General features: G+C 67.9%; 20 protein-coding genes and 1 pseudogene. 12 read left to right on the plus strand and 9 right to left on the minus strand.

The window, feature by feature from the left end; translation table 11 throughout:
* The first annotated feature begins 87 nt into the window (after nucleotides 1-87).
* Together ACIP5Y_RS11720 and ACIP5Y_RS11725 are read left to right on the plus strand one after the other, a co-directional pair.
* Complete coding sequence (locus ACIP5Y_RS11720; protein WP_400349735.1) at nucleotides 88-1,137, plus strand: hypothetical protein; 1,050 nt, start codon at nucleotides 88-90, stop codon at nucleotides 1,135-1,137.
* Nucleotides 1,134-2,579, plus strand: coding sequence for an FtsW/RodA/SpoVE family cell cycle protein (locus ACIP5Y_RS11725; protein ID WP_400349736.1), 1,446 nt, complete (start codon nucleotides 1,134-1,136; stop codon nucleotides 2,577-2,579). The genes ACIP5Y_RS11720 and ACIP5Y_RS11725 overlap by 4 nt, the downstream gene beginning before the upstream one ends.
* Nucleotides 2,580-2,617: 38 nt before the next feature.
* On the opposite strand, the gene ACIP5Y_RS11730 is transcribed toward ACIP5Y_RS11725, so the two are convergent.
* A complete protein-coding gene (locus ACIP5Y_RS11730; protein WP_400349737.1) occupies nucleotides 2,618-3,238 on the minus strand; it encodes a TetR/AcrR family transcriptional regulator in 621 nt (206 codons plus the stop codon).
* 34 nt (nucleotides 3,239-3,272) lie between these two features.
* Here ACIP5Y_RS11730 and ACIP5Y_RS11735 point away from each other — a divergent pair, with 34 nt between their 5' ends.
* The 4 genes and pseudogenes from ACIP5Y_RS11735 (at nucleotide 3,273) to ACIP5Y_RS11750 (ending at nucleotide 5,484) form a co-directional block, all read left to right on the plus strand.
* Nucleotides 3,273-3,449 (plus strand): alpha/beta fold hydrolase, encoded by a 177-nt coding sequence (locus tag ACIP5Y_RS11735; RefSeq protein WP_400349738.1) that lies wholly within the window; start codon nucleotides 3,273-3,275, stop codon nucleotides 3,447-3,449.
* Between the two features lie 2 nt (nucleotides 3,450-3,451).
* Complete coding sequence (locus ACIP5Y_RS11740; RefSeq protein ID WP_400349739.1) at nucleotides 3,452-4,531, plus strand: amidohydrolase family protein; 1,080 nt, start codon at nucleotides 3,452-3,454, stop codon at nucleotides 4,529-4,531.
* Between the two features lie 42 nt (nucleotides 4,532-4,573).
* Nucleotides 4,574-4,774 (plus strand): annotated as a pseudogene (locus ACIP5Y_RS11745) (hypothetical protein); the annotation flags it as partial.
* A gap of 80 nt (nucleotides 4,775-4,854) precedes the next feature.
* The gene (locus ACIP5Y_RS11750) at nucleotides 4,855-5,484 is read left to right on the plus strand and encodes an alpha/beta hydrolase (protein ID WP_400349740.1); all 630 of its coding nucleotides are present in this window, start codon (nucleotides 4,855-4,857) and stop codon (nucleotides 5,482-5,484) included.
* Here ACIP5Y_RS11750 and ACIP5Y_RS11755 read toward each other — a convergent pair.
* Entirely contained in the window at nucleotides 5,432-6,136 is a 705-nt protein-coding gene (locus ACIP5Y_RS11755; RefSeq protein ID WP_400349741.1) for a phosphatase PAP2 family protein, read from the minus strand. The two genes, ACIP5Y_RS11750 and ACIP5Y_RS11755, sit on opposite strands and share 53 nt — an antisense overlap.
* 88 nt (nucleotides 6,137-6,224) lie before the next feature.
* Here ACIP5Y_RS11755 and ACIP5Y_RS11760 point away from each other — a divergent pair, with 88 nt between their 5' ends.
* Nucleotides 6,225-6,950 (plus strand): response regulator transcription factor, encoded by a 726-nt coding sequence (locus ACIP5Y_RS11760; RefSeq protein ID WP_400349742.1) that lies wholly within the window; start codon nucleotides 6,225-6,227, stop codon nucleotides 6,948-6,950.
* On the opposite strand, the gene ACIP5Y_RS11765 is transcribed toward ACIP5Y_RS11760, so the two are convergent.
* The 4 genes from ACIP5Y_RS11765 to ACIP5Y_RS11780 all read right to left on the minus strand — a co-directional run bounded on the left by ACIP5Y_RS11765 (nucleotide 6,864) and on the right by ACIP5Y_RS11780 (nucleotide 11,691).
* Nucleotides 6,864-8,312, minus strand: a complete 1,449-nt coding sequence (locus tag ACIP5Y_RS11765; protein WP_400349743.1) for a sensor histidine kinase — start codon at nucleotides 8,310-8,312, stop codon at nucleotides 6,864-6,866. The genes ACIP5Y_RS11760 and ACIP5Y_RS11765 overlap by 87 nt on opposite strands.
* Before the next feature lie 84 nt (nucleotides 8,313-8,396).
* Nucleotides 8,397-8,594 carry a hypothetical protein gene (locus ACIP5Y_RS11770; protein WP_400349744.1) on the minus strand — a complete coding sequence of 66 codons (198 nt, stop codon included), beginning with the start codon at nucleotides 8,592-8,594 and terminating at the stop codon, nucleotides 8,397-8,399.
* Between the two features lie 37 nt (nucleotides 8,595-8,631).
* On the minus strand, nucleotides 8,632-10,140 hold the full coding sequence (locus ACIP5Y_RS11775) for a condensation domain-containing protein (protein ID WP_400349745.1): 1,509 nt from the start codon (nucleotides 10,138-10,140) through the stop codon (nucleotides 8,632-8,634).
* Between the two features lie 372 nt (nucleotides 10,141-10,512).
* Entirely contained in the window at nucleotides 10,513-11,691 is a 1,179-nt protein-coding gene (locus tag ACIP5Y_RS11780; RefSeq protein WP_400349746.1) for a cytochrome P450, read from the minus strand.
* 106 nt (nucleotides 11,692-11,797) lie between these two features.
* Here ACIP5Y_RS11780 and ACIP5Y_RS11785 point away from each other — a divergent pair, with 106 nt between their 5' ends.
* Nucleotides 11,798-12,610: an SAM-dependent methyltransferase gene (locus tag ACIP5Y_RS11785; protein ID WP_400349747.1), complete on the plus strand. Its 813-nt coding sequence runs from the start codon at nucleotides 11,798-11,800 to the stop codon at nucleotides 12,608-12,610.
* Between the two features lie 13 nt (nucleotides 12,611-12,623).
* Here ACIP5Y_RS11785 and ACIP5Y_RS11790 read toward each other — a convergent pair whose 3' ends face one another.
* A complete protein-coding gene (locus tag ACIP5Y_RS11790) occupies nucleotides 12,624-13,061 on the minus strand; it encodes a hypothetical protein (RefSeq protein WP_400349748.1) in 438 nt (145 codons plus the stop codon).
* A complete protein-coding gene (locus tag ACIP5Y_RS11795) occupies nucleotides 13,058-13,879 on the minus strand; it encodes a hypothetical protein (protein ID WP_400349749.1) in 822 nt (273 codons plus the stop codon). The genes ACIP5Y_RS11790 and ACIP5Y_RS11795 overlap by 4 nt, the downstream gene beginning before the upstream one ends.
* Nucleotides 13,880-14,264: 385 nt before the next feature.
* Between ACIP5Y_RS11795 and ACIP5Y_RS11800 the strand changes: the two genes are divergently transcribed.
* Together ACIP5Y_RS11800 and ACIP5Y_RS11805 are read left to right on the plus strand one after the other, a co-directional pair.
* Complete coding sequence (locus tag ACIP5Y_RS11800) at nucleotides 14,265-15,479, plus strand: UDP-N-acetylglucosamine--N-acetylmuramyl-(pentapeptide) pyrophosphoryl-undecaprenol N-acetylglucosamine transferase (protein ID WP_400349750.1); 1,215 nt, start codon at nucleotides 14,265-14,267, stop codon at nucleotides 15,477-15,479.
* A 126-nt stretch (nucleotides 15,480-15,605) separates the two neighbouring features.
* A complete protein-coding gene (locus tag ACIP5Y_RS11805; protein WP_400349751.1) occupies nucleotides 15,606-15,956 on the plus strand; it encodes a ribosomal subunit interface protein in 351 nt (116 codons plus the stop codon).
* Between the two features lie 7 nt (nucleotides 15,957-15,963).
* Here the strand turns inward: ACIP5Y_RS11805 and ACIP5Y_RS11810 are convergent, their stop codons facing one another.
* Entirely contained in the window at nucleotides 15,964-16,836 is an 873-nt protein-coding gene (locus tag ACIP5Y_RS11810) for a response regulator transcription factor (RefSeq protein ID WP_400349752.1), read from the minus strand.
* Between the two features lie 57 nt (nucleotides 16,837-16,893).
* On the opposite strand from ACIP5Y_RS11810, the gene ACIP5Y_RS11815 reads away from it, so the two are divergent.
* Nucleotides 16,894-18,549, plus strand: a complete 1,656-nt coding sequence (locus tag ACIP5Y_RS11815; RefSeq protein ID WP_400349753.1) for an AMP-binding protein — start codon at nucleotides 16,894-16,896, stop codon at nucleotides 18,547-18,549.
* A complete protein-coding gene (locus ACIP5Y_RS11820; protein WP_400349754.1) occupies nucleotides 18,546-20,252 on the plus strand; it encodes an AMP-binding protein in 1,707 nt (568 codons plus the stop codon). The genes ACIP5Y_RS11815 and ACIP5Y_RS11820 overlap by 4 nt, the downstream gene beginning before the upstream one ends.
* Nucleotides 20,253-20,265 lie beyond the last annotated feature (13 nt).

Below are 20,265 nucleotides of genomic sequence, written 5' to 3' on the forward strand. Positions count from 1 at the left end.
ATCGACCATCGGCCGGCATCGATCATTGGGCGGCCGCCCGGGTTGTGTGTCACGGTGGACGACGTGTTCGGCGATCGCATAGCGAAGATGAGGTGGCGGCCCGGGTCGGGGCGGCTGGTGACGATCATGGCCGTCTGCTTCGGCATGACGGTGGTGATCACCCGGCTGTACCTCATGGCCTCCGGGTATCCCAAGATCGGCGGCAGTACCTATCACATAGCGCATGCCCTGTTCGGTGGTCTGCTGCTGGTGATCTCGTGCCTGATCATGTTCCTGTTCGCCAGCCGCGGGACCATCACCGCCGCGGCGGTGCTGTCCGGCATCGGGCTCGGCCTGTTCATCGACGAGGTCGGGAAGTTCATCACCACCAACAACAACTACTTCTTCCCGCTCGCGGCGCCCATCATCTATCTGGCCTTCCTGCTGATCGTGCTGGTCGCCCGCTGGGCCGCGCATTCCCGCCCGCGCCCGCCCGCGCTGATCCTCGCCGACATCACCGAGGAGGTCGGGCTCAGCGTCGGCAAGCCGATCCGCGCGGACCAGCGCAACGAACTGCTCAATCGCCTCGACAATCTGGACCGCGACGGCTTCAGCCCCGACATGGTGCAGCTGTACGACGCGCTCGAGTCGTACCTGCGCACCACCCACGAGGACCCCCACCCCTCCCGCCTGACCCGCCTGCGCGCGCTGGCCAACCGAGTCCTCGACGATCTGCTGCCACGGCGCGTACTGGCCGGCGTGCTCATCACCGTGCTGATCTTCCACGCGCTGTGGACCCTGCTGCGCCTGGTGCTCGCCATCGTCGCGTTCACCGGCCGCAGGTCACCGTGGCCGGTCCTGAATCACTTCCTCGACCACTATCAGCATCACGGCGATAAAGCCTTGGTGGGCTTGGCGATCGCCGCCGGGGCCGAAGTGCTGGTCGGGCTGGGCTGCGCGATCGGTGCGAGCGCCTGGCTGCGCGGGCACGCCGAAATCGGTGTGCGGCTCGGAATCTGGTCCAGCATCCTGTCGCTGACCGTGGTGAATGTGCTGGCGAGTTATTTCAGCCAGTTCCTGACCGTGTTCACTGCCATAGCCGAAGCGCTGCTGCTTTGGCTCCTCATCCGCTACCGCACGCGATACTGTTCGGTGTGAGCGCATTTCGGCACAGCCCTCCGGTGGCCAAGTCGGGTGGGCGTGTTCCGCGCAATGCGGAACTGCTGCTCTGCGTCGGGGCCCTGTTCCTGACGGGTTTCGCCTTTCTGGCGATGGGCGCGGCCACCGGCACCGGTTTCGACGGCAATATCACCCTGACACTGAGCGTATTCACGGCATTCGTGCTGGTCACCCACGTCGCGGTGCGACGCTGGGCGCCCGCGGCGGATCCGGTGATGCTGCCCTGCGTGGTCCTCTTGAACGGCCTGGGGCTGGTACTCATCGATCGGCTCGATCGCGCCGAGGCCGCCACCGCGGCCAATGCCGGCGCCGCCGCACCGTCCTCCGACGCCGCCCATCAACTGGTGTGGACCGGGCTCGGCATGGCGCTGTTCATCGGCCTGTTGATTCTGGTCTCCGATCACACGCGGCCCGCGCGCTACGGCTACACCTGCGGCCTGGCCGGTCTGGTCGCCCTCATGGTCCCGGCCCTGCTGCCCTCCCGATTCAGTGAGGTCAACGGCGGTAAGAGCTGGATCCGCATCAGCGGCTTCTCGATTCAGCCGGGCGAATTCGCCAAGGTGCTGATCATCATCTTCGTGGCCGCCTTCCTGGTCGCGAACCGCGAATTGTTCACCAGCGCGGGCAAACGCATACTCGGCACCACCTTCCCGCGCCTGCGTGACCTCGCGCCGCTACTGCTGGTCACCTTCGTCTCCGTGCTCGTGCTCGTGTACGAGAAGAACCTCGGCTTCTCGCTGCTGGTCTTCGGCACCGTGCTGGCCATGATGTACATCGCCACCGGGCGCGTGAGCTGGCTGTTCATCGGGCTCGCCATGTTCGCGGTGGGCTCGATCATCGCCTACGAACTGTTCGGGCACGTGCGAGTGCGCGTCGAGGTGTGGCGGGATCCGTTCGCCACCTATTACACGACCGGATATCAGATCTCGCAGGGCCTTTTCGGCATGGGCACCGGCGGACTGCTGGGCACCGGCCTCGGCGCCGGGCGGCCGCAGGACGTGCCGTTCGCCAAGACCGACTTCATCATCTCCACCATCGGTGAGGAACTCGGCCTGTTCGGCCTGGCCGGCGTGCTGGCGCTGTTCGCGATTCTCACCATCCGCGGCTTCAGCGCCGCGCTGACCACCCGGGACGCGTTCGGCAAGCTGCTCGGCGGCGGGCTGGCGTTCTCGCTCGGCTGGCAGTTGTTCGTGGTGGTCGGCGGTGTCACCAAACTCATTCCGCTGACCGGTCTCACCACGCCGTTCATGTCGTACGGCGGCTCGTCGCTGCTGGCCAACTATGTGATCGTGGCGCTGCTGATCCGGATCTCACACGATGCCCGCTCGGCCCCGGCCGCCCCGCCGCGGCCCGCTCCGCCGCTGGCCGAGGCCATGACCGAGCACGTCTCGCGCCGCCTGCTGCCGCGCCGGGGGAAGTGAATCGGGCTGTGCGACTCCAGGGTTGGGGGCCTCTGGCCTCAGGGCCGCGGCCGCCGGACGAATTCGGTGAGCGCGATGCGGAGCGTGTCCACCCGCCCGCCCGCGGCGACCTCCAGCAGGGCGACCTCGGCGACCAGCCGCACCCATAGTCGCGCGCTCTCGCGCGGCTGGGTGGCGGCCAGTTGCTCGAAGTCGGCCACGCAGAGTTCGGCGGTTCGCTCCGAACGCTGTTGCACGGCGGCCACCACGCCGGGTTCGGCGCGCGCCTCGGCCAGCAGCGCGCGCACGCCCCGATCCCGCAGGCACACATCCAGATAGACGACCGAACCCGCGATCAGGCGGTCCGTACCCGGTGGCAGGGCGCCGATGACCGCGACGATCTCCTGTTCCAGCCGGTCGTGAAAGCTCCCGTGCAGGGCGACGAGATAGTCCGCGCGCGTGGGGAAATGGTGGAAGAAGGTGCCCTTCGACACCCCCGCCTCCGCCACCACCACGTTCGCGCTGAGCTTCTGCAGCGGAGTGTCCTCGGCCAGCCGGAAACCGGCGGCGATCAGCGCCTCCCGGGTCCGCGCGGCCGCCACCGCCCGCTGAGTGCCCCGGACCGGTGATGCCGGCATCGAAACCGGGTCGCGGGACTGATCCTGGTGAACACTGCGCACGCTGGCACTCATCGTCTGGGGCAGCCGGGACATCGTGGCCGCCCTCCCCTACGGCCATCTGGTCCGCAAGCGATTGCCGCACTCCACTTTCCGCACCCTGCCCACCGGACATGTCGTATTCGCCAGCGCACCCGAGAAATTCCTCGACCTGGTGACACCGTTCATCGCGTCGACTTCGGTACCCGCACCGGGGAACAAGAGCAAGCTGTAGGGGTGACTGCAACCTCGAATGCACGTATCGCACTGACCGATGTCCGAGTCTTCGACGGCGAGAAGCTGACCGCACCCACCACGGTCGTCATCGACGGCTCGGTCATCGGCACCGACGCGACCGGCGCGACCGTGATAGACGGCAAGGGCGCGACACTGCTGCCCGGATTCATCGACGCGCACTTCCACCTGAGCGACACCGAGACGCCGCGACTGCTGGCGGCACACGGCGTCACCACCGGGCTCGATATGGCCGCCCGGCCCGACCTCGCCCGGGAACTCCGGAACACCCCGGGCGCCACCGATATCCGCAGCGCCGGCGATCCGGTGATCGGCGGCGGTGGACTGCACGCGCAGGTCCTCCCGCCCTCCACCGTCATCCACGGCCCGGAAGAGGCCGAAGCCGCGGTGGCCCAGCGGATCGCCGACGGCTCGGACTACCTCAAGCTGGTGCTGGAGGCGCCGGGCGAGGGCGGCCCGGACGCGGCGAGCGCGAAAGCCGTGGTGGCCGCGGCACATGCGCGGAATCTGCTGGTCATCGCGCACGCGGCGTCCCCCGGCGCGTACGCCATGGCACTCGACGCGGGCGTGGACATCATCACCCACGTTCCGCTCGGCGCGGTGCTGACCAAACACGATGTCGAGCGCCTGGCCGCCGAGGCCCGAATCGTGGTGCCCACCTTGACGATGATGGAGGGCATAGCGCAGGCGACGGGCCATGCCGACGCCTTCGCGGCGTCGCTGGAGAGCACCGGCGCCCTGCACGCGGCCGGGGTTCCCGTCCTGGCCGGCACCGATGCCAATGCGACACCGGACATTCCGTTCTCCCCGGCCTACGGCGCCAGCCTGCACCATGAGCTGGAACTCCTGGTCCGCGCCGGCCTCGCACCCGTCGCCGCCCTCAATGCCGCCACCATCCTCCCCGCCGAGTACTTCGGCCTGACCGATCGCGGCGCCATCGCCCCGGGCCTGCGCGCGGATCTGGTTCTGGTGGAAGGCGATCCGACCACCGACATCACCGCCACGCACGCGATCCGTGCCGTCTGGTGTGCGGGAGTCGAGCAGCCGCTCCCGGCGAACTGATCAACTATTTGCATCATTACTGCAATTTGTTACGGTGGCGACATGGCAAACCTGACCCCACGGGTCGCCACCTGGCAGCGATCGGGCACCTACGAGCAGGTGGGAGCGCATCGGATCTTCGTGCGCGAGCGCGCGGGCGCCGCGGATCTCCCGCCCTTGCTCCTGCTGCACGGCTACCCGTCCAGCTCCTACGACTGGCGGGAGGCCTTCGACCTGATCGACGGCCATCGCCTGCTGACGTTCGATTTCCTCGGTTACGGCCTGTCGGACAAGCCGCGGGACGAGCAGTATTCGCTGCGGATGCAAGCCGTATCGTCGAGGCATTGGCGCGGCGGTATGCGGGCGAGCCGGTGGTCATGGTGTCGCACGATATGGGCAGTTCGGTCGCGACCGAGCTGCTCGCCCGCGATATCGACGGAACCTTGTCGTTCACACTGCAATCGGCGCTGTTGTTCAACGCCAGCATGGTGCGCGAACAGGCCAGCCTGCTACTCGGGCAGAAACTCCTGTTGAGCCGCTTCGGCCCGATCCTCACCAGGCTGACCAGCGAATCCACCTACCGCCGCACCTTCGGCGGAATCTTCTCCGCCGCACACCCATTGAGCGCCGGCGAGGCCGCGGACCAGTGGTCACTACTCGCTCACCACGACGGCCACCGCATGCTGGACAAGCTCATCTACTACAACCGCGAGCGCGTCACCCCGCCGACCTCCGACCGCTGGCACCACGCATTACGCGCCTGGCCGGGCCGTCTCGAATTGGGCTGGGCCGACAGCGATCCCATCTGCACCGAAGCCGTACTGCAAGCGGTACTGCACCTGCGCCCGCACGCCGAGCTGACCCGCCTGCCGGGCCTGGGCCACTATCCGCAGATAGAGGACCCCGAGCGCGTCTACGAGGTCATTCAGCGGCACGCATCGAAATCAGCCGGTTCAGATACGGCGGGAGCGTGAGGCAGAGAGCCAGCCAGCAGCCGCCGAACAGGAATCCGGCGAGGACGTCACTGGACCAGTGCACGCCCAGGTAGAGCCGCGATACCCCGACCGCCAGCACGAAACAGGCGGCGAGCACGATCACCGCCACGCGGAAGACCAGGCGCAGCAAGGGCAGTACGAGGGCGACCAGCACGCCCGCCAGCACGGTCGAGCCGAGCGCATGGCCGGAGGGATACGACTGATTGGTCTCCACCACCAGGTGGTCGATCACCGGCGGCCGATCCCGGCCGACCAGCTGCTTGCCCACCACGATGAGCGCCCCCGCACCACCCATGGCCACCGCGATCAAGGCCGCCGCCGCCCAGCGCCGCCGCCAGGCCAGCACCGCGATCAGCAGCACTGCCACGATGCCGACCGTGGTGGTGTCACCCAGCGCGCTGATCGTCTTCGCGACCGTTGTCAGCGCCGGCGTGCGATGGTCGATGAACCAGTGCAGCCACGAGGCGTCCGGTCCGATCGGACCGCCGTGCCACGCCACCACGGCGGTGAGCACGATGACGGCCGCGGCGAGGGCCAGCGTCGTCAGGACGCCGGGCACGGAGAGCTCCGGAGATCGCTGCTGCCGCTCGCTCGTGGCTGTTTCCTGTTCGTCGGGGAGAGTGGACACCATGTCCCGACCCTGACACAACCACGCTGAGAGAACGTTGAGAAGTCCGCCCGGCCCGCGGTCGCCGCGCCGGTTACGGCATGCTGGACCGGTGCGAGTGCTGGTGGTCGAGGACGAGGAACGACTGGCCCACACCCTGCGGCGTGGCCTCGAGCTGGAGGGTTTCGTGGTGCAGCTCGCGCACACCGGCGCGGACGGACTGTGGCGGGCGCTCGAGGAAACCTTCGATGTGATCCTGCTCGACATCATGCTGCCGGAGCTGAGCGGCTACGAGGTGCTGCGCCGCCTGCGCGCCCGCGACGTGACCACGCCGGTGCTCATGCTGACCGCCAAGGACGGCGACTACGAGCAGGCCGACGCCCTCGATCTGGGCGCCGACGACTACCTCACCAAACCCTTCTCGTTCGTGGTGCTCATCGCCCGGCTGCGCGCCCTGCTGCGCCGCCGCGCCGCACCCCAGCAACCGGCCCTGCTCACCGTCGGCGATCTGGTGCTGGATCCGGCCCGCCGCACGGTGCACCGCGGCGCCACCGCGCTCACCCTGACTCCGCGCGAATTCGGCCTGCTCGAATTCCTGCTGCGGCACCGGGGCCTGGCACTGACCAAGGTCGAGATCCTGCGGAACGTGTGGGACGCGCACTACGACGGCCCGGAGAACGTGGTCGAGGTGTACATCGGCTATCTGCGCAAGAAGATCGATACGCCGTTCGGCCGCAACAGCATCGAGACGCTACGGGGCGTCGGCTACCGGCTGATCGACGCCGCCGGGACCGGCGACGGGCAACTCGAGGACGAAACGCGCTCCACCCAAGGGTGATTCGCCGACCGTCACGGAACCACCGTGCGCCCCGGCGATTTCCGCGACAATGGCCAGCCCGAGCCCGGAACCGCCGGTGGCGCGGGCCCGGTCGGCGTCCAGGCGCACGAAGCGCCCGAACACCCGCTCCCGATCGGCCGCCGGAATGCCCGGGCCGTCATCGTCGACAGTGACCCGGGCGCGGGATCCGTTCCCGGACACCGTGATCGCGACCGTCGTCCGGGCGTGCGCGGCGGCATTGTCGACGATATTGCGCAGTGCGCGAGCCAGGGTGATGCTGTCGCCGATGACCCGTGCGGGGTGGATATCGGTGCGGACCGTGCGACCGCCGCGCGCCCGCAGCGTCCCGGCCGCGGCGCCGGCCAGATCGTCGAGATCCACATCGCCGGTGCGTAATTCGAGTCCGTTCTCGTCGGCCTTGGCGAGGGTGAGCAGGTCCTCGATGAGCTGCCGCATGCGCTCGGCCTCCGGCAGCAGGGTGCCGTCGATGAGTTCCGGATCGAGGGTCTCGGGCCGGTCGCGGGCCAGTTCCAGGGCGGCGGTGACGGCGGTCAGCGGGGAGCGCAGTTCGTGCGAGGCGTCCCCGACGAACCGGCGTTGCGCCGCGTGCCCGGCCTCGATGCGGGCGAGCATATCGTTCATGGTCTCGGCCAGCCGGGCGATCTCGTCGCGCGCCACCGGTACGGGCACCCGTTCGGAGAGCCGGGCCGCGCTGATGCCGGCCACCCGGCTGCGGATCTCCTCGACCGAACGCAGCGACCGCCCGACCAGCAGATACGTCGCCAGGGCCGCGGCGACGACCACGATGGGCCCGCCCACGGCGACCAGCGCCGCGGCGCGCGTCACCGCGTGCTCGGCGGATTCGCTGTCGGCTGCCACCAGCACCAGGTACCGGCCCTGTGCGGTCGTGACCGCGCGGGCGGAAATCCGCAGGTCCTCGTCGTAGCCGGTGCGCGATCGGCCCGCATCGATCGAGCCGGTCACGGTGTCCGGAATCAGCAGCGGCACATCGGGTTCCGGGCCGGAGGAGCGCACGATCCGCCCCTGCGGGTCGAGCACCTGAACCACGGTGACCTGTCCCGCGGGCGTGAGCAGCGCGGCCGGGACGGCCGCGGCGGTACTGCGGCTCAGCTCACTCGCAATGGCATCGGCCCGGGTGGCGGCGGCGGTGTCGACCTCACGCAGCAGCGATCGCTGGAGCAGTAGCAACATGGCCCCCGCCGCGATGAGCAGTACCGCCCCCACGGTCAGTGCGGCAACGATCGCGGACCGTATCCGCAGCCCCCAGTACGAAGGACGCCCCCAATACGAAGGACGCAGCCCCCACCGCGAGGGCCGTATCCACACCAGGAACCGATTCACGCCCTCATCATGAGCCAATCCCCCGGCAGTGCCCCCGTCGGGCGCGCCCGCAGCATCCGTATCGGCGCCGCGGGCTCGCCGGTGTCAGACCCGCAGGTGACGTCCGACCAGCCACGCTGCCAGCACGATCAGCAGCGGGATCAGCATCATTACCGGAACGGTTGCTTGTCCGGCCCAGGGGTGGACCACGTCGAACACACCGTCACCGACCCGATGCGCCAGCGCGCGTACGACTTCCATCCGGTTGCGTTCTTCGGGATCCTGCGCCATAGCCAAAATCACGAGAGGGAAAATACCCCCTCTAGCTGTGAATCAGGTGTCAACCCCGTGAACGGCTCGGGCGACTCACCCGGCGGCCCGGCGCGCCGTCCAGTAGCGCGGCCACCGGACCTGCGTATCCATCCGCGATGAGCTCAACCGTGGCCCGGAACTTCTCGACGAAATCTGCGGCGGTGTCGCGGGTGAAACGCGCGGTCGGGTACAGGAAAGGCCCGTCGATCCCGGCGGGTGCGCCGGTGTGGTCGTAGTGCTCGGTGAGGCTGAACTCCAGATCGTGTTTGGCCCGGATGACGCCGGTGGGAATCTCGGTGATCGCAAGGCCGGACACGCCGGTGCCGGCGGCGGGTACGGCATCGTCGCGCTGCAGGATGAGGGTGGCCTGGAACAGCGGATGGCCCGGATCCTGCGGGAGGCAGCGCTGCAGGCGCGGATTCGAGGTGTCAGGGTTGGCGAAGGCGGCCAGCGCGACGCGGCGCACCTGTTCGAGCAGATCGCCGATATCGCCGGCGCGGTCCAGGCGGATGCGCATGAGCACATCGTCGGCGAGATTGCCGACCAGATCGGCCAGCAGCGGATCGTCACGACCCGATACCGCGGTCGCCACGGTCACATCGGCCGCGGCCGCGAAGGTGGCCACGCTGATGGCGAAGGCGGCCTGCAGCACCATGAACGGGCTCGCGCCCGCCTGCCGGGCCCGCGCGAGCAGTCCGCGGTGCACGCCGGCGTCGAAACGCATCGGGATGCTGTCGCCGGCGGCATCGACGCAGCAGCCCGGGGAATTGCCGGATAGTGCTGGTTCGCAAGGGAATTCGAGCGGGGTGGGCCGCCCGACCAGATTATTGGCCCAGTACCGCAATTGGGTGCTGGCCCGGCTGCACGGATCGTCGTAGGCGCCCAGGTACTCGTGTTTCCACAGCGTGTAGTCGATGTAGTCGACCGGCAGCGGGGCGAAGGCGGGCGCCTGCCGCTGGGCGCGGGCCAGGTAGGCGGTCATCAGATCGCGCATGAACGGCCGGATGGATCGGCCGTCCAGCGAGATGTGGTGGACGACCAGGGCCAGCACCACATCCCGGGTGCCGAGCCGGTAGATGCGGGCGCGCAGTGGCAGGTCGGTGGCGAGATCGAAGGCGCGGCCGCTGAATTCGGCGATGCGCTCGCCGAGTTCGCCCGCGAAGCTGTCCACCACGCGCACGTCGACGCGCGCGAAATCGGCGTCCACGACCACCTGGATGGGTCCGTCGGGCGTGGCCGGATAGCAGGTGCGCAGCGGAGCGTGCCGCCGCACCACATCGCCGATGGCGGCCGTGAGCGCCGCGATGTTCACCACGGCGCCCCGAATTCGAAACGCGCGAGCAACATTCCAGTCAGCGGAGTATCCGGCGGCGGCCGCATGCCACATGCGTTCCTGTGCGGGCGCGAGAGGTATACGGGGCCGTCTCAGCATGCGCCGCAAGGGGGCCGGCTCGGTGACTATCTGAAGGAAATCCGTCTGGTCAGCGGGCTTTCGCCGCTCGATCGGAGTGGTCCAGGCGGCAATTGGCACGACCATGGCGCCGTCCTTTCAGCTGCCACCCGACACCACGCCGCCCCAATGGATCCGGCAGCGCTGCGGACGACGATCGCGCATACCGTAGCAACGGGTTGGCAATTCGGCGACCGGAGAAAGGAGAGCAGGCTCACTCCCGGAACAGGTTTGGTCAAGCCCCGGAAAGAGAGGGCAGCCGGGGCGATCCGGCTACGGACAGGTCAGGCGCCGGATTGCTGCCCCGGTAATCCCCGGAGCAGCAATCGAATCGGCCCGTTGGCGCACTGTGGCCACCGTCCGCGAGCGGCGCATGAATACCGTCCGCGAGCGGCGCACAAATACCGTCCGCACGCGGCGCTTGAATACCGCCCGCGGACGGCACCTAAATACAGCCCGTCAGCGCGGCGTGACCGTGGTCGGCAGGCTCGCGAAGCCGCGGTTGTTGGAGGAGTGGATCCGCTTGGCGGCCGCCTCGTCGACCTCGAAATCGGCCACCGCCCCGGCGATTTCCTGCAGCGCGACCCGCAGTTCCAGCAGCCCCAGGTTCGAGCCCAGGCAGCGGTGCCGTCCGCTGCCGAAGACCAGTGAGGCCGAGGTGTCCCGATCCAGGTCGAAGGTTTCGGGATTCGCGAACACCTCCGGATCGCGATTGGCCGAGCCGGTGAGCAGCAGTATGCGCGCCCCGGCCGGAATGGTGGCGCCGTGCAGTTCGAGCTCGGCGGTGGTGGTGCGCAGGGCGGACTGGGTGGACGGATCCCAGCGCATGGCCTCGGCGATCCAGTCGTCGATGCGCCCGCCGAGGGCCTGCCGGCACGCGTCCGGATGCTGTGCGGCGGCGTTCCAGGCATTGCCGAAGGTCAGCATGGCGGTCTCGATGCCGGCGCCGACCAGCAGGATGAGCACGCCGACGATCTCCTCGGGGGTGAGGCGGTCGTCGCCGTCGGCCGCGCCGAGCAGCCCGGACAGCAGATCCTCCTGCGGGCTCTGGGCGCGGGCGATGGTGAGTTCGGTGTAGTAGCCGACCAGGGCGCCGATGGCCTGCATGGCCTCGGGCCGCAGATCGGTGGATTCCTCCTCGGTGTACATGATCTCCATGCCGAGCTTGCGGATCATCTCGCGGTCGCTGTCGGGCACGCCGACCAGTTCGGAGATCACCTCGGTCGGGAAGGGGCCGGCGAAGTCGGCCATGAGATCGAAGCTGCGACGCGCCAGCAGTGGCTCCAGCAGCTCGCGGGCAATATCGCGCAGCCGCGGTTCCAGACCCTGTACGCGGTGGGCGGTGAAGGCGCGGGTGACGAGCCCGCGCAGGCGGGTGTGCTTGGGCGGGTCCATGGCCACGAAGGAGAAGAAACGCTCGGCCTGCGGGCCCCAGAACGCCGGTTCCATGCGCAACCCGTTTACGCTGGAGAAACGATCGGAATCGCGCAGTGCGGCGAGGACGTCGGCGTGTCGCGAGAGGGCCCAGAAGTCGTCGGTGTCGTTCCGGTAGACCGGGGCCTCATCGCGCAGCCTGGCATAGTAGGGATACGGATCGGCATGGACATCGAAATCGTATGGGCTGTAGCGCAACTGCATGACACGCCTTCCGGGACGATGCGAGCAGTCGCGGCACACCGGCCGCTATCCGCTCGCAACTCTAGCTGACAGCAACCGACAGTAGTCGAAAGAGATTGGGGGCGTTGTGAACTCGGAGTCCGCAGCGGAGCGGGTGGATACCGGTAAGCCGCATCCGGCCCGCAGGTACGACTACTGGCTCGGTGGTAAGGATAACTTCCCCGCCGACCGGGAATCGGCGGACGCCGTCGCCGAGGCCTTTCCCACGATCCGGATGGCCGCGGTCGAGAACCGCAATTTCCTGCGCCGGGTGACCCGGTATCTGACCGCCGAGGCCGGGATCCGGCAGTTCCTGGATATCGGCAGTGGCCTGCCGACGGCGGGCAATGTGCACGAGATCGCGCAGGACATCGCCCCCGATGCGCGCATCGTCTACGTGGACAACGACCCCATCGTGCTGGTCCACTCGCGCGATCTGCTCAACAGCTCCCCCGAGGGCGCCACCGCGTACATGGATGCCGACCTGCGCGATCCGCAGCGCATCCTCACCCATCCGGACCTGCTGGCCACCCTGGACATGACGCAGCCGGTGGCGCTCATGCTGGTGGCCGTCCTGCATTTCTTCCCCGACGACCAGCATCCGTTCGAGCTGGTCCGGCAGCTGGTCGAGGGACTGCCGTCGGGCAGTTACCTGGTCATGTCCCATGCCACCAGCGACTACATGGAGGACGAGGATCTGGCCCGCACCGATGAGGCCAACCAGCGCAGTGGCGTCCCGTTCCAATTGCGCTCCACCGCGGAGTTCGCGCGGTTCTTCACCGGCTGCACCATGGTCGCGCCCGGCATCACGTCGGTGACGGCGTGGCGGCCGGAGGAATACCGCCCGCACCCCCGCGCCGAGGCGGTTGCGATGCTCGGCGCGGTGGCCCGCGTTCCCTGATCGGGAACGAGCTTCAGAGCGGGCCCACGTCCTTGACGACGCGGCGCGCCTGTGCGAAAAGCATTCCGGCATTGACCGATTTGCGGCAGACGACCACCGCGACCACATCGTCGCGGCTCTCGGTGCGAATGAACAGGTGGGTCAGATTGTCGCTGTTGACGAGAATCTCCTGGAAGTAATGCCGGTCCGTGTGTACGCCGCGGCGTTCCTTCCAGATCTCCTCGATCATCGTCACGGTGCGGCCCTGGAAGAGTTCGAGAGTGGCGGCGGCCAGCAGGTCCAATACTTCCTGCGGGTGATTGTCGATGGTTTCGACTGCCAGCAGCATGCCGGTGGCCATATCGATGGCGCCGGCGGCAATGCATTCGGGTACCTCGGAGCGCAGGTATTTGACGAGGGAGTTGATCCGGTCGCTGAGATTCCCGGACGAGGTTCCGGTGCTGGGATTCATTGTGTCCTTTCTGATTTCCGTATGGGGGCGACGGAGAGAATTGCGGCGGGCGGAGGTTGCGGCGGACGCGGGGGGAGCGCGTCGTTGATGCCGCTGGCTCCGCGCCGCCGGCGCGGCAGCAGTGACCGGACCGTGCCGCCGCGCGAGGGTTCGGACTCGCGCGGCGGCTCGCGCACCACAGGCGCGATCCGGACCAGATCCTGGCCGAGCATCCGGGAGACCTCGACGGTCACCGCATACAGGCTGCGGCACAACAGCATTGCGATATCGCGACAGCTGCGGCGACCGTTCACCCAGAGCAGGATCTGCTGCCACTCACCGATGCCCGGGCCGCTCAGCAGGGCGCGGCCGGTGTCGGTGAGGATCAGGTGGTTTCGGTGCGGGGAGACTCCGGCGCGGTCGATCGCGCGGAGTCGCCGGTCGGTTTCGAGCAGTAGCCAGCCCGGATCGATGCCCGGCAGCGGGGCGACCGGTTCCGGTACCTGGTCATAGCGCTGGCAGCCCTCGATCCAGCCCGCGCCGATGGCGAAGGCGCTGTCCAGGGCGGCCATCATGGTGACGACACGCAATTCCGCGGCGCCGTGCAGGGTGCGGCCGGGGCGCGAAAGCAGTTCTCGCACACCGGGAGCGCCGGGTGATTCGACCATGACGATCAGGCCGTCCACCAAATGCACGGTGCCGCCCGGTTCCCCGGTGACCCGCAGTACGCCGGTGCACGAGGTGGCCGCGGCGCGGGCCAATTCACGGACGAATTCCCGGGCGGATTCGCCGGCGAATGCCGGCAATCGCACCAGATCCGCAATCGGCCCAGTCGACATGCTCGAACTCCTGAAATGGCAGACGAATGGCGGCCCCTCGAGCCCGGGCTCGCCATGCGAAATCATCCTGTCAGCCACCGGATTTTGGAGCAATGAATTCCACTGAATCGGTTACCTAAGTCCCTACCAGTACCGAGCGGTCTAAATCCATCGCTGAATTACCCTGTGGCTGAATGAATTTCAGAAATACCGACAATTTACCCATTACGCCCGGTCGGTCGACACTGACAGGCGAAGAGGGGCCACGCGGTGCCGCCACACGGCTGCCATTGCTCACGCGGGGCGGTCGGCACGGGGCGACTGGCGCGGCCGGGGCCGGACGTTCCGGGTTAGCCTGTGCCATGGCGTCGCCCGGCGCACCGGACCGTTTCCAGGAGGCTCACCCATGCCCGATTCCGCCCTCGACCGCGACTCGATCCTGCAGCGCATCGGCGCGCGCGGCCGGGTCCGCGTGATCGTCGCCGGCGGCGGCACCGGCGGCCACACCTATCCGGCGGTCGCGGCCGCGCGCACGCTGCGCGATCTGGCGGCCGCCGCCGGGGCCGAGGCGGAGATCCTGTGGGTGGGCGTACCCGACAGCCTGGAACAGCGGGTCGCGGGCGAGAACGACATTCCCTTCACCGGCATCAAGGCGGGCAAGCTGCGGCGGGATCGCAATCCGCTGAAGATGCTCAATGCCGACAATGCCCGGGACGCGCTGCGCGTCCCGATCAGCGTGCTCGTCGCCCAGGGTGTGGTGCGGCGGTTCCGGCCGGATGCCGTGCTGTGCACCGGCGGGTACGTGTGCGCGCCGATCGGCATGGCCGCGGCGTTGCGCCGGCGCCCGCTGGTCATCCACGAGCAGACCACCGGCCTCGGCAAGGCCAATCTGCTGCTGGCCCGGATGGCCGATCGCATCGCATTGAGCTCGGACGCGTCGGTGGACCTGCTGCCGGCCAAGGTGCGCGATCGGGCGCTGGTCACCGGCAACCCCATTCGCCCGGCACTCGCGAGCGGCGACCCGGCCGGCGCCGTCAAGGCGCTCGAGTGGGACGGCTACAACGCGGAACTGCCCACGGTCTATGTCACCGGTGGCGCGCAGGGCGCGGCGCAGATCAATGAACTGGTGCACGAACTGCTGCCGGAATTGCTGCGCGCCGCGAACGTGATTCACCAGTGCGGACCCCGTTCTTACGATCAGGTCTCGGAGCAGGCCGCGGCGCTGCCCGCCGAGCTGCGTGGCCGGTACCTGGTGCGCGCCTTCCTCGGCGCCGAGCTGCCCGATGTGCTGGCGCTCGCGGATGTGGTGATATCGCGTTCCGGCGCAGGCACTCTCGCGGAACTGACCACGCTCGGTAAGCCCTCGGTGCTGATCCCCTACCCGCATTCGGCGGGCGGCGAGCAGATTCGCAATGCCCGAATCCTGGCCGATGCCAATGCCGCTCGCGCGCTGGTGGGCGCGGATGCGACGGTGGACAATCTGCGCACCGCGCTCTTCGAATTGCTCACCGAGACCGATACGCGCGCAGCGGTTTCCGCCGCGGCTCGCGCCATGGGCCACCCGGACGCGGCCGAGCAGCTCGCGCTCGCCGTGCTGGATCTGGCGAGCAAGCACTCCTGATCACCACATTACCGGCCAACTACGCCTTGTAGGAGTGAGGTTTACGACCTACCGAAATGTCGGAAAACAGGTAGTGTCAACGGTGTCAGCAAGTTCTCGGCAATCCCGAGAGAGATTGGAGACGCCATGCAAATCCAGGTCTTCGCCGACAAGCACATCGGTGGCGGTGCGCCGCTCATCGAAAAGGCACAGGACGACATCGCCGCGGTCCTGGACAGGTTCTCCGATCAACTCACCCGGGTAGAAGCCCACATCACCGATGTGAACGGCCACAAGGGCGGATCCGAGGACAAGCGCTGCAGCCTGGAAGCGCGCCCCAAGGGGCAGCCGCCGGTGGCAACCAATTTCAAGGCCCCTACCGCGGAAGAGGCATACATCGGCGCCGCGGAGAGCATGGCACATCTACTGGACAGCCGCTTCGGCAAACTCCACCACACCAAGGGTGGCGAATCCATCCGCTACCTGCACGCGGATTAGCGAATCATCAAGGCAGCAAACCCAAACGGCGGGCCCGCACCACGGCTTCGTGGCGGGTGTGGGCCCCTAGTTTGATCATGGCGCTGCGCAGGTAGCTCTTCACTGTTTCGATACGGAGCGAAAGCCTCACCGCCGCTTCGCCATTGGTGCAGCCGAGGGCCACCTGCGCCAGCACGTCGAGTTCCCGCGGCGCGAGGTTCACCGCACTGTCAGGGGCGTTCACGCCCGAGACCAGGCGCGCCAGTTTGTCCGAGACCTCGCGCAGGCGGGCCCGGGCATGAGCGTCGGATACGTCCTGGGTGATGCCCCGCAGTTCGGCGTGCAGATCCCGAAGCTGTTCCGTCGCAATGCCATCCGCGACAGCGAGCACGTCCGCGCCCACGGCGGCGTCGCGCGCGGTCTGCAGCCGAACCCGCCGGTCGACCTCGTCGCGAATGGCGAGTTCGATGCTGAGCCGTTTCCCGGCCTCCACCATCGCCTCGGCAATGCGGTCCCCGATGGGCGCGCTCTCCCGGTTGGCCACGTACAGCACGGCCCGCGCTTGTCCTTCCACCACCACCGGCACCGCGACCACCGCGCGCAGTCCTTCGCCGAGGACGGGTGCGTCGTAGTGGTGGGTGATGGTCGAGGCCGAGCGGTAGTCGGCTACCGAACGCGGTGTGCCGGTCGCGACCGCGGCGCCGCCGAGTCCGGAGCTGGGTGCGACGGCGAGGCCGCGCATGCCGTTGGTGCGGGTGCCGACGAACTCGCTCAGTACCAGCGTGCCGCTGTGCACCTCGCCGCCGAAGACGACGGGCAGTTTGGAGAGGGCGGCCATCTTGCGCAGTTCGGCCCGCAGTGCATCGCCGTCACGCGGGCGCAGCAGGCCATCGGGGGACATCGGGTTACCCCTTTCCGGGGGTAGTCGGGATCGAAGTGTGATGTAGATCCTATCCATGTGAGCACACGTACGGGCCGGCTCCGGTCGGCGAGCTATACCTTCGGGGTCTGGAACGCACCGCTGCTCGGCGACACCATCGGCGCGAACCTGGATCGCACGGTGGCCGCGTTCCCGGATCGGGACGCCTTGATCGATTACGGGACCGGCACCCGGTGGACCTATCGCGAGTTCGTGGCGGAGGTGGACGCGCTGGCGCTGGGTCTGCTGGCGGCGGGCATCGGCAAGGACGATCGGGTGGGGATCTGGGCGCCCAATTGCCCGGAGTGGACGCTGACCCAGTACGCGACGGCGAAGATCGGCGCGATCCTGGTCAATATCAATCCGGCCTATCGGTCGCATGAGTTGCGGTATGTGCTGCGGCAGGCCGGGATTCGGCTGCTGGTGTCCGCGCCGGTTTTCAAGACCTCGGATTACGCGGCCATGATCGCGGAGGTGCGGCCGGATTGCCCGGACCTCGAGCAAGTGGTGTTATTGAACGGTCCGGAGTGGCGGGCCTTGTTCGACACGGGTCGCGCCGGCGATATCGAGCAGCTGGCGCTCGCGCAGGCGGGCCTGTCCCCCGACGATCCGATCAATATCCAATACACTTCGGGCACAACGGGTTTCCCGAAGGGCGCCACACTCAGTCATCACAATATCCTGAACAACGGCTATTTCGTCGGCGAGCTGTGCGGGTACACCGAGCAGGACCGCATCTGTATTCCGGTCCCCTTTTACCACTGTTTCGGCATGGTCATGGGCAATTTGGCCGCCACCAGTCACGGGGCCGCCATGATCATTCCGGGCCCGGCCTTCGATCCGCGCGCCACGCTGGAAGCCGTTGCCGCGGAACGCTGCACCTCGCTGTATGGTGTGCCGACCATGTTCATCGCCGAGCTGGCCGACCCGAATTTCGAGTCCTATGACCTGTCGTCACTACGTACCGGGATCATGGCCGGGTCGCCGTGCCCGGTCGAGGTGATGAAGCAGGTTATCGAGCGCATGGGCATGCGCGAGGTGAGCATCTGCTACGGAATGACCGAGACCAGCCCGGTTTCCACGCAGACCCGGGCCGACGACACCCTGGTGCAGCGCACCGCCACAGTCGGCCGCGCCGGGCCGCATATCGAGATCAAGATCGTCGATCCGGTGACCGGTCTGACCGTGTCGCGCGGCGAGCCCGGTGAGCTGTGCACCCGCGGCTATTCGGTGATGCTCGGCTATTGGGAGGAGCCCGCCAAGACCGCGGAGGCCATCGATACCGCGCGCTGGATGCACACCGGCGACCTGGCCACCATGGACGAGGACGGCTATATCGCCATCACCGGCCGCATCAAGGACATGGTGATCCGCGGCGGCGAGAACATCTATCCGCGGGAGATCGAGGAGTTCCTCTACACACACCCGGACATTCTGGATGCTCAGGTGATCGGGGTGCCCGATGAGAAATACGGTGAAGAGCTGATGGCGTGGATCCGGTTGCGCGAGGGCGCGCAGGAACTCACCGCCGACTCGCTGCGCGAGTTCTGCACCGGCCAACTCGCACGTTTCAAGATTCCGCGCTATGTGCACTTAGTCGACGAGTTCCCGATGACGGTGACCGGCAAGATCCGCAAGGTCGAGATGCGCGAGCTGGCGGCGCAGCTGCTCGGCCTGCCCCGGGAGGACGCATGACCAGCAGCAATACCGCGGCTTATCGGGCCGCGCGCGATCAGCTGATCGCGGCCGCCACCGACTACGAGGCCGCGTTGCGTGATTTCTCCTGGCCGCGGCTGACGGGCGAATTCAACTGGGCCACCGACTGGTTCGATGTGATTGCCCGCGGCAATGACCGCCCGGCGTTATGGATCGTCGAGGAGGACGGCCGCGAACAGCGGATCAGCTTCGCCGACATGGCATCCCGCTCCGATCGGGTGGCGATCTGGCTATCCGGGCTCGGCGTCGGCAAGGGTGATCGGGTCATGCTCATGCTCGGCAATCAGGCCGAGCTATGGGAGTCCATGCTGGCGGTGGCGAAGCTGGGCGCGGTCATCATGCCGACCACCGGCGCGCTGGGTGCGGCGGACCTGATCGACCGGATCGAGCGTGGCGGAGCGCGTTTCGTGATCGCCAATGCCGCCGATACCGCCAAGTTCGACGAGGTGCCGGGCGAGTACACGCGAATCGTGGTGGGCGGGCCGTTATCCGGCTGGCACGACTATCGCGAGGCGGCGGCCGTGGCGTCGGCGGGCCCGTTCACGGCGGTCACCGAGGTCGGCGATCCCTTACTGGTCTATTTCACCTCTGGCACCACCAGCAAGCCGAAGATGGTGGAGCACTCCCAGATCAGTTATCCGGTCGGACATTTGACCACCATGTATTGGATCGGTAGCCGGCCCGGTGATGTGCATCTGGCGATCAGTGCGCCGGGCTGGGCCAAGCACGCCTGGAGTTGTTTCTTCGCGCCGTGGCTGGCCGAGGCCACCATCTTCATCTACAACTACACGCGTTTCGACGCCGCGGCGCTGCTGCACCAGTTACGCCGGGCCGAGGTGAACACGTTCTGCGCGCCGCCGACGGTGTGGCGCATGCTGATTCAGGCCGATCTGGGCGAGCGTCCGGCCGGCTTACGGGAGATCCTCGGCGCCGGTGAGCCGCTCAATCCGGATGTGATCACGCAGGTGGAGAAGGCGTGGGGGCTGACCATCCGGGACGGCTTCGGGCAGACGGAAACCACGCTACAGGTGGGCAATTCGCCCGGTCAGCCGATCAAGCCGGGTTCCATGGGCCGGCCCGCGCCGGGCGTACCGGTGGTGCTGGTGGATCCGATTTCCGGGGAGCCGGCCGAGGAGGGCGAGATCTGCCTGGATCTCGGTGCGGCGCCGGTCAATCTGATGACCGGTTATCTCGGCGATCCGGAGCGCAATGCCGCGGTCATGGACGGCGGCTACTACCACACCGGCGATGTGGCGAGCCGCGACGCGGACGGCTACATCACCTATATCGGCCGGACCGACGACGTGTTCAAGTCCTCGGATTACAAGGTTTCGCCGTTCGAGCTGGAGAGCGTGCTCATCGAGCATCCGGCCGTGGTGGAGGCGGCGGTGGTGCCGCAGCCGGACGCCACGAGGCTCAGCGTGCCCAAGGCGTACGTGTCGCTCGCCGCGGGCTGGGAGCCGGATCATGAAACGGCCCGCGCCATCCTGGAATACGCGCGGGATCACCTGGCCCCGTATCTGCGGGTGCGGCGGCTGGAGTTCGCGGAGCTACCCAAGACCATCTCCGGCAAGATCCGCCGGGTCGACCTACGCCGGCGCGAAGAGCAGGCGCATGCGGCCGGCACGCCCATTCCCACCGAGTACCGCTACGAGGAAGTCATACCCGAAAAACAGCCGTAATCAGCGAGTCCCT

Source organism: Nocardia sp. NPDC088792 (assembly GCF_044750615.1).
Taxonomy (GTDB): Bacteria; Actinomycetota; Actinomycetes; order Mycobacteriales; family Mycobacteriaceae; genus Nocardia.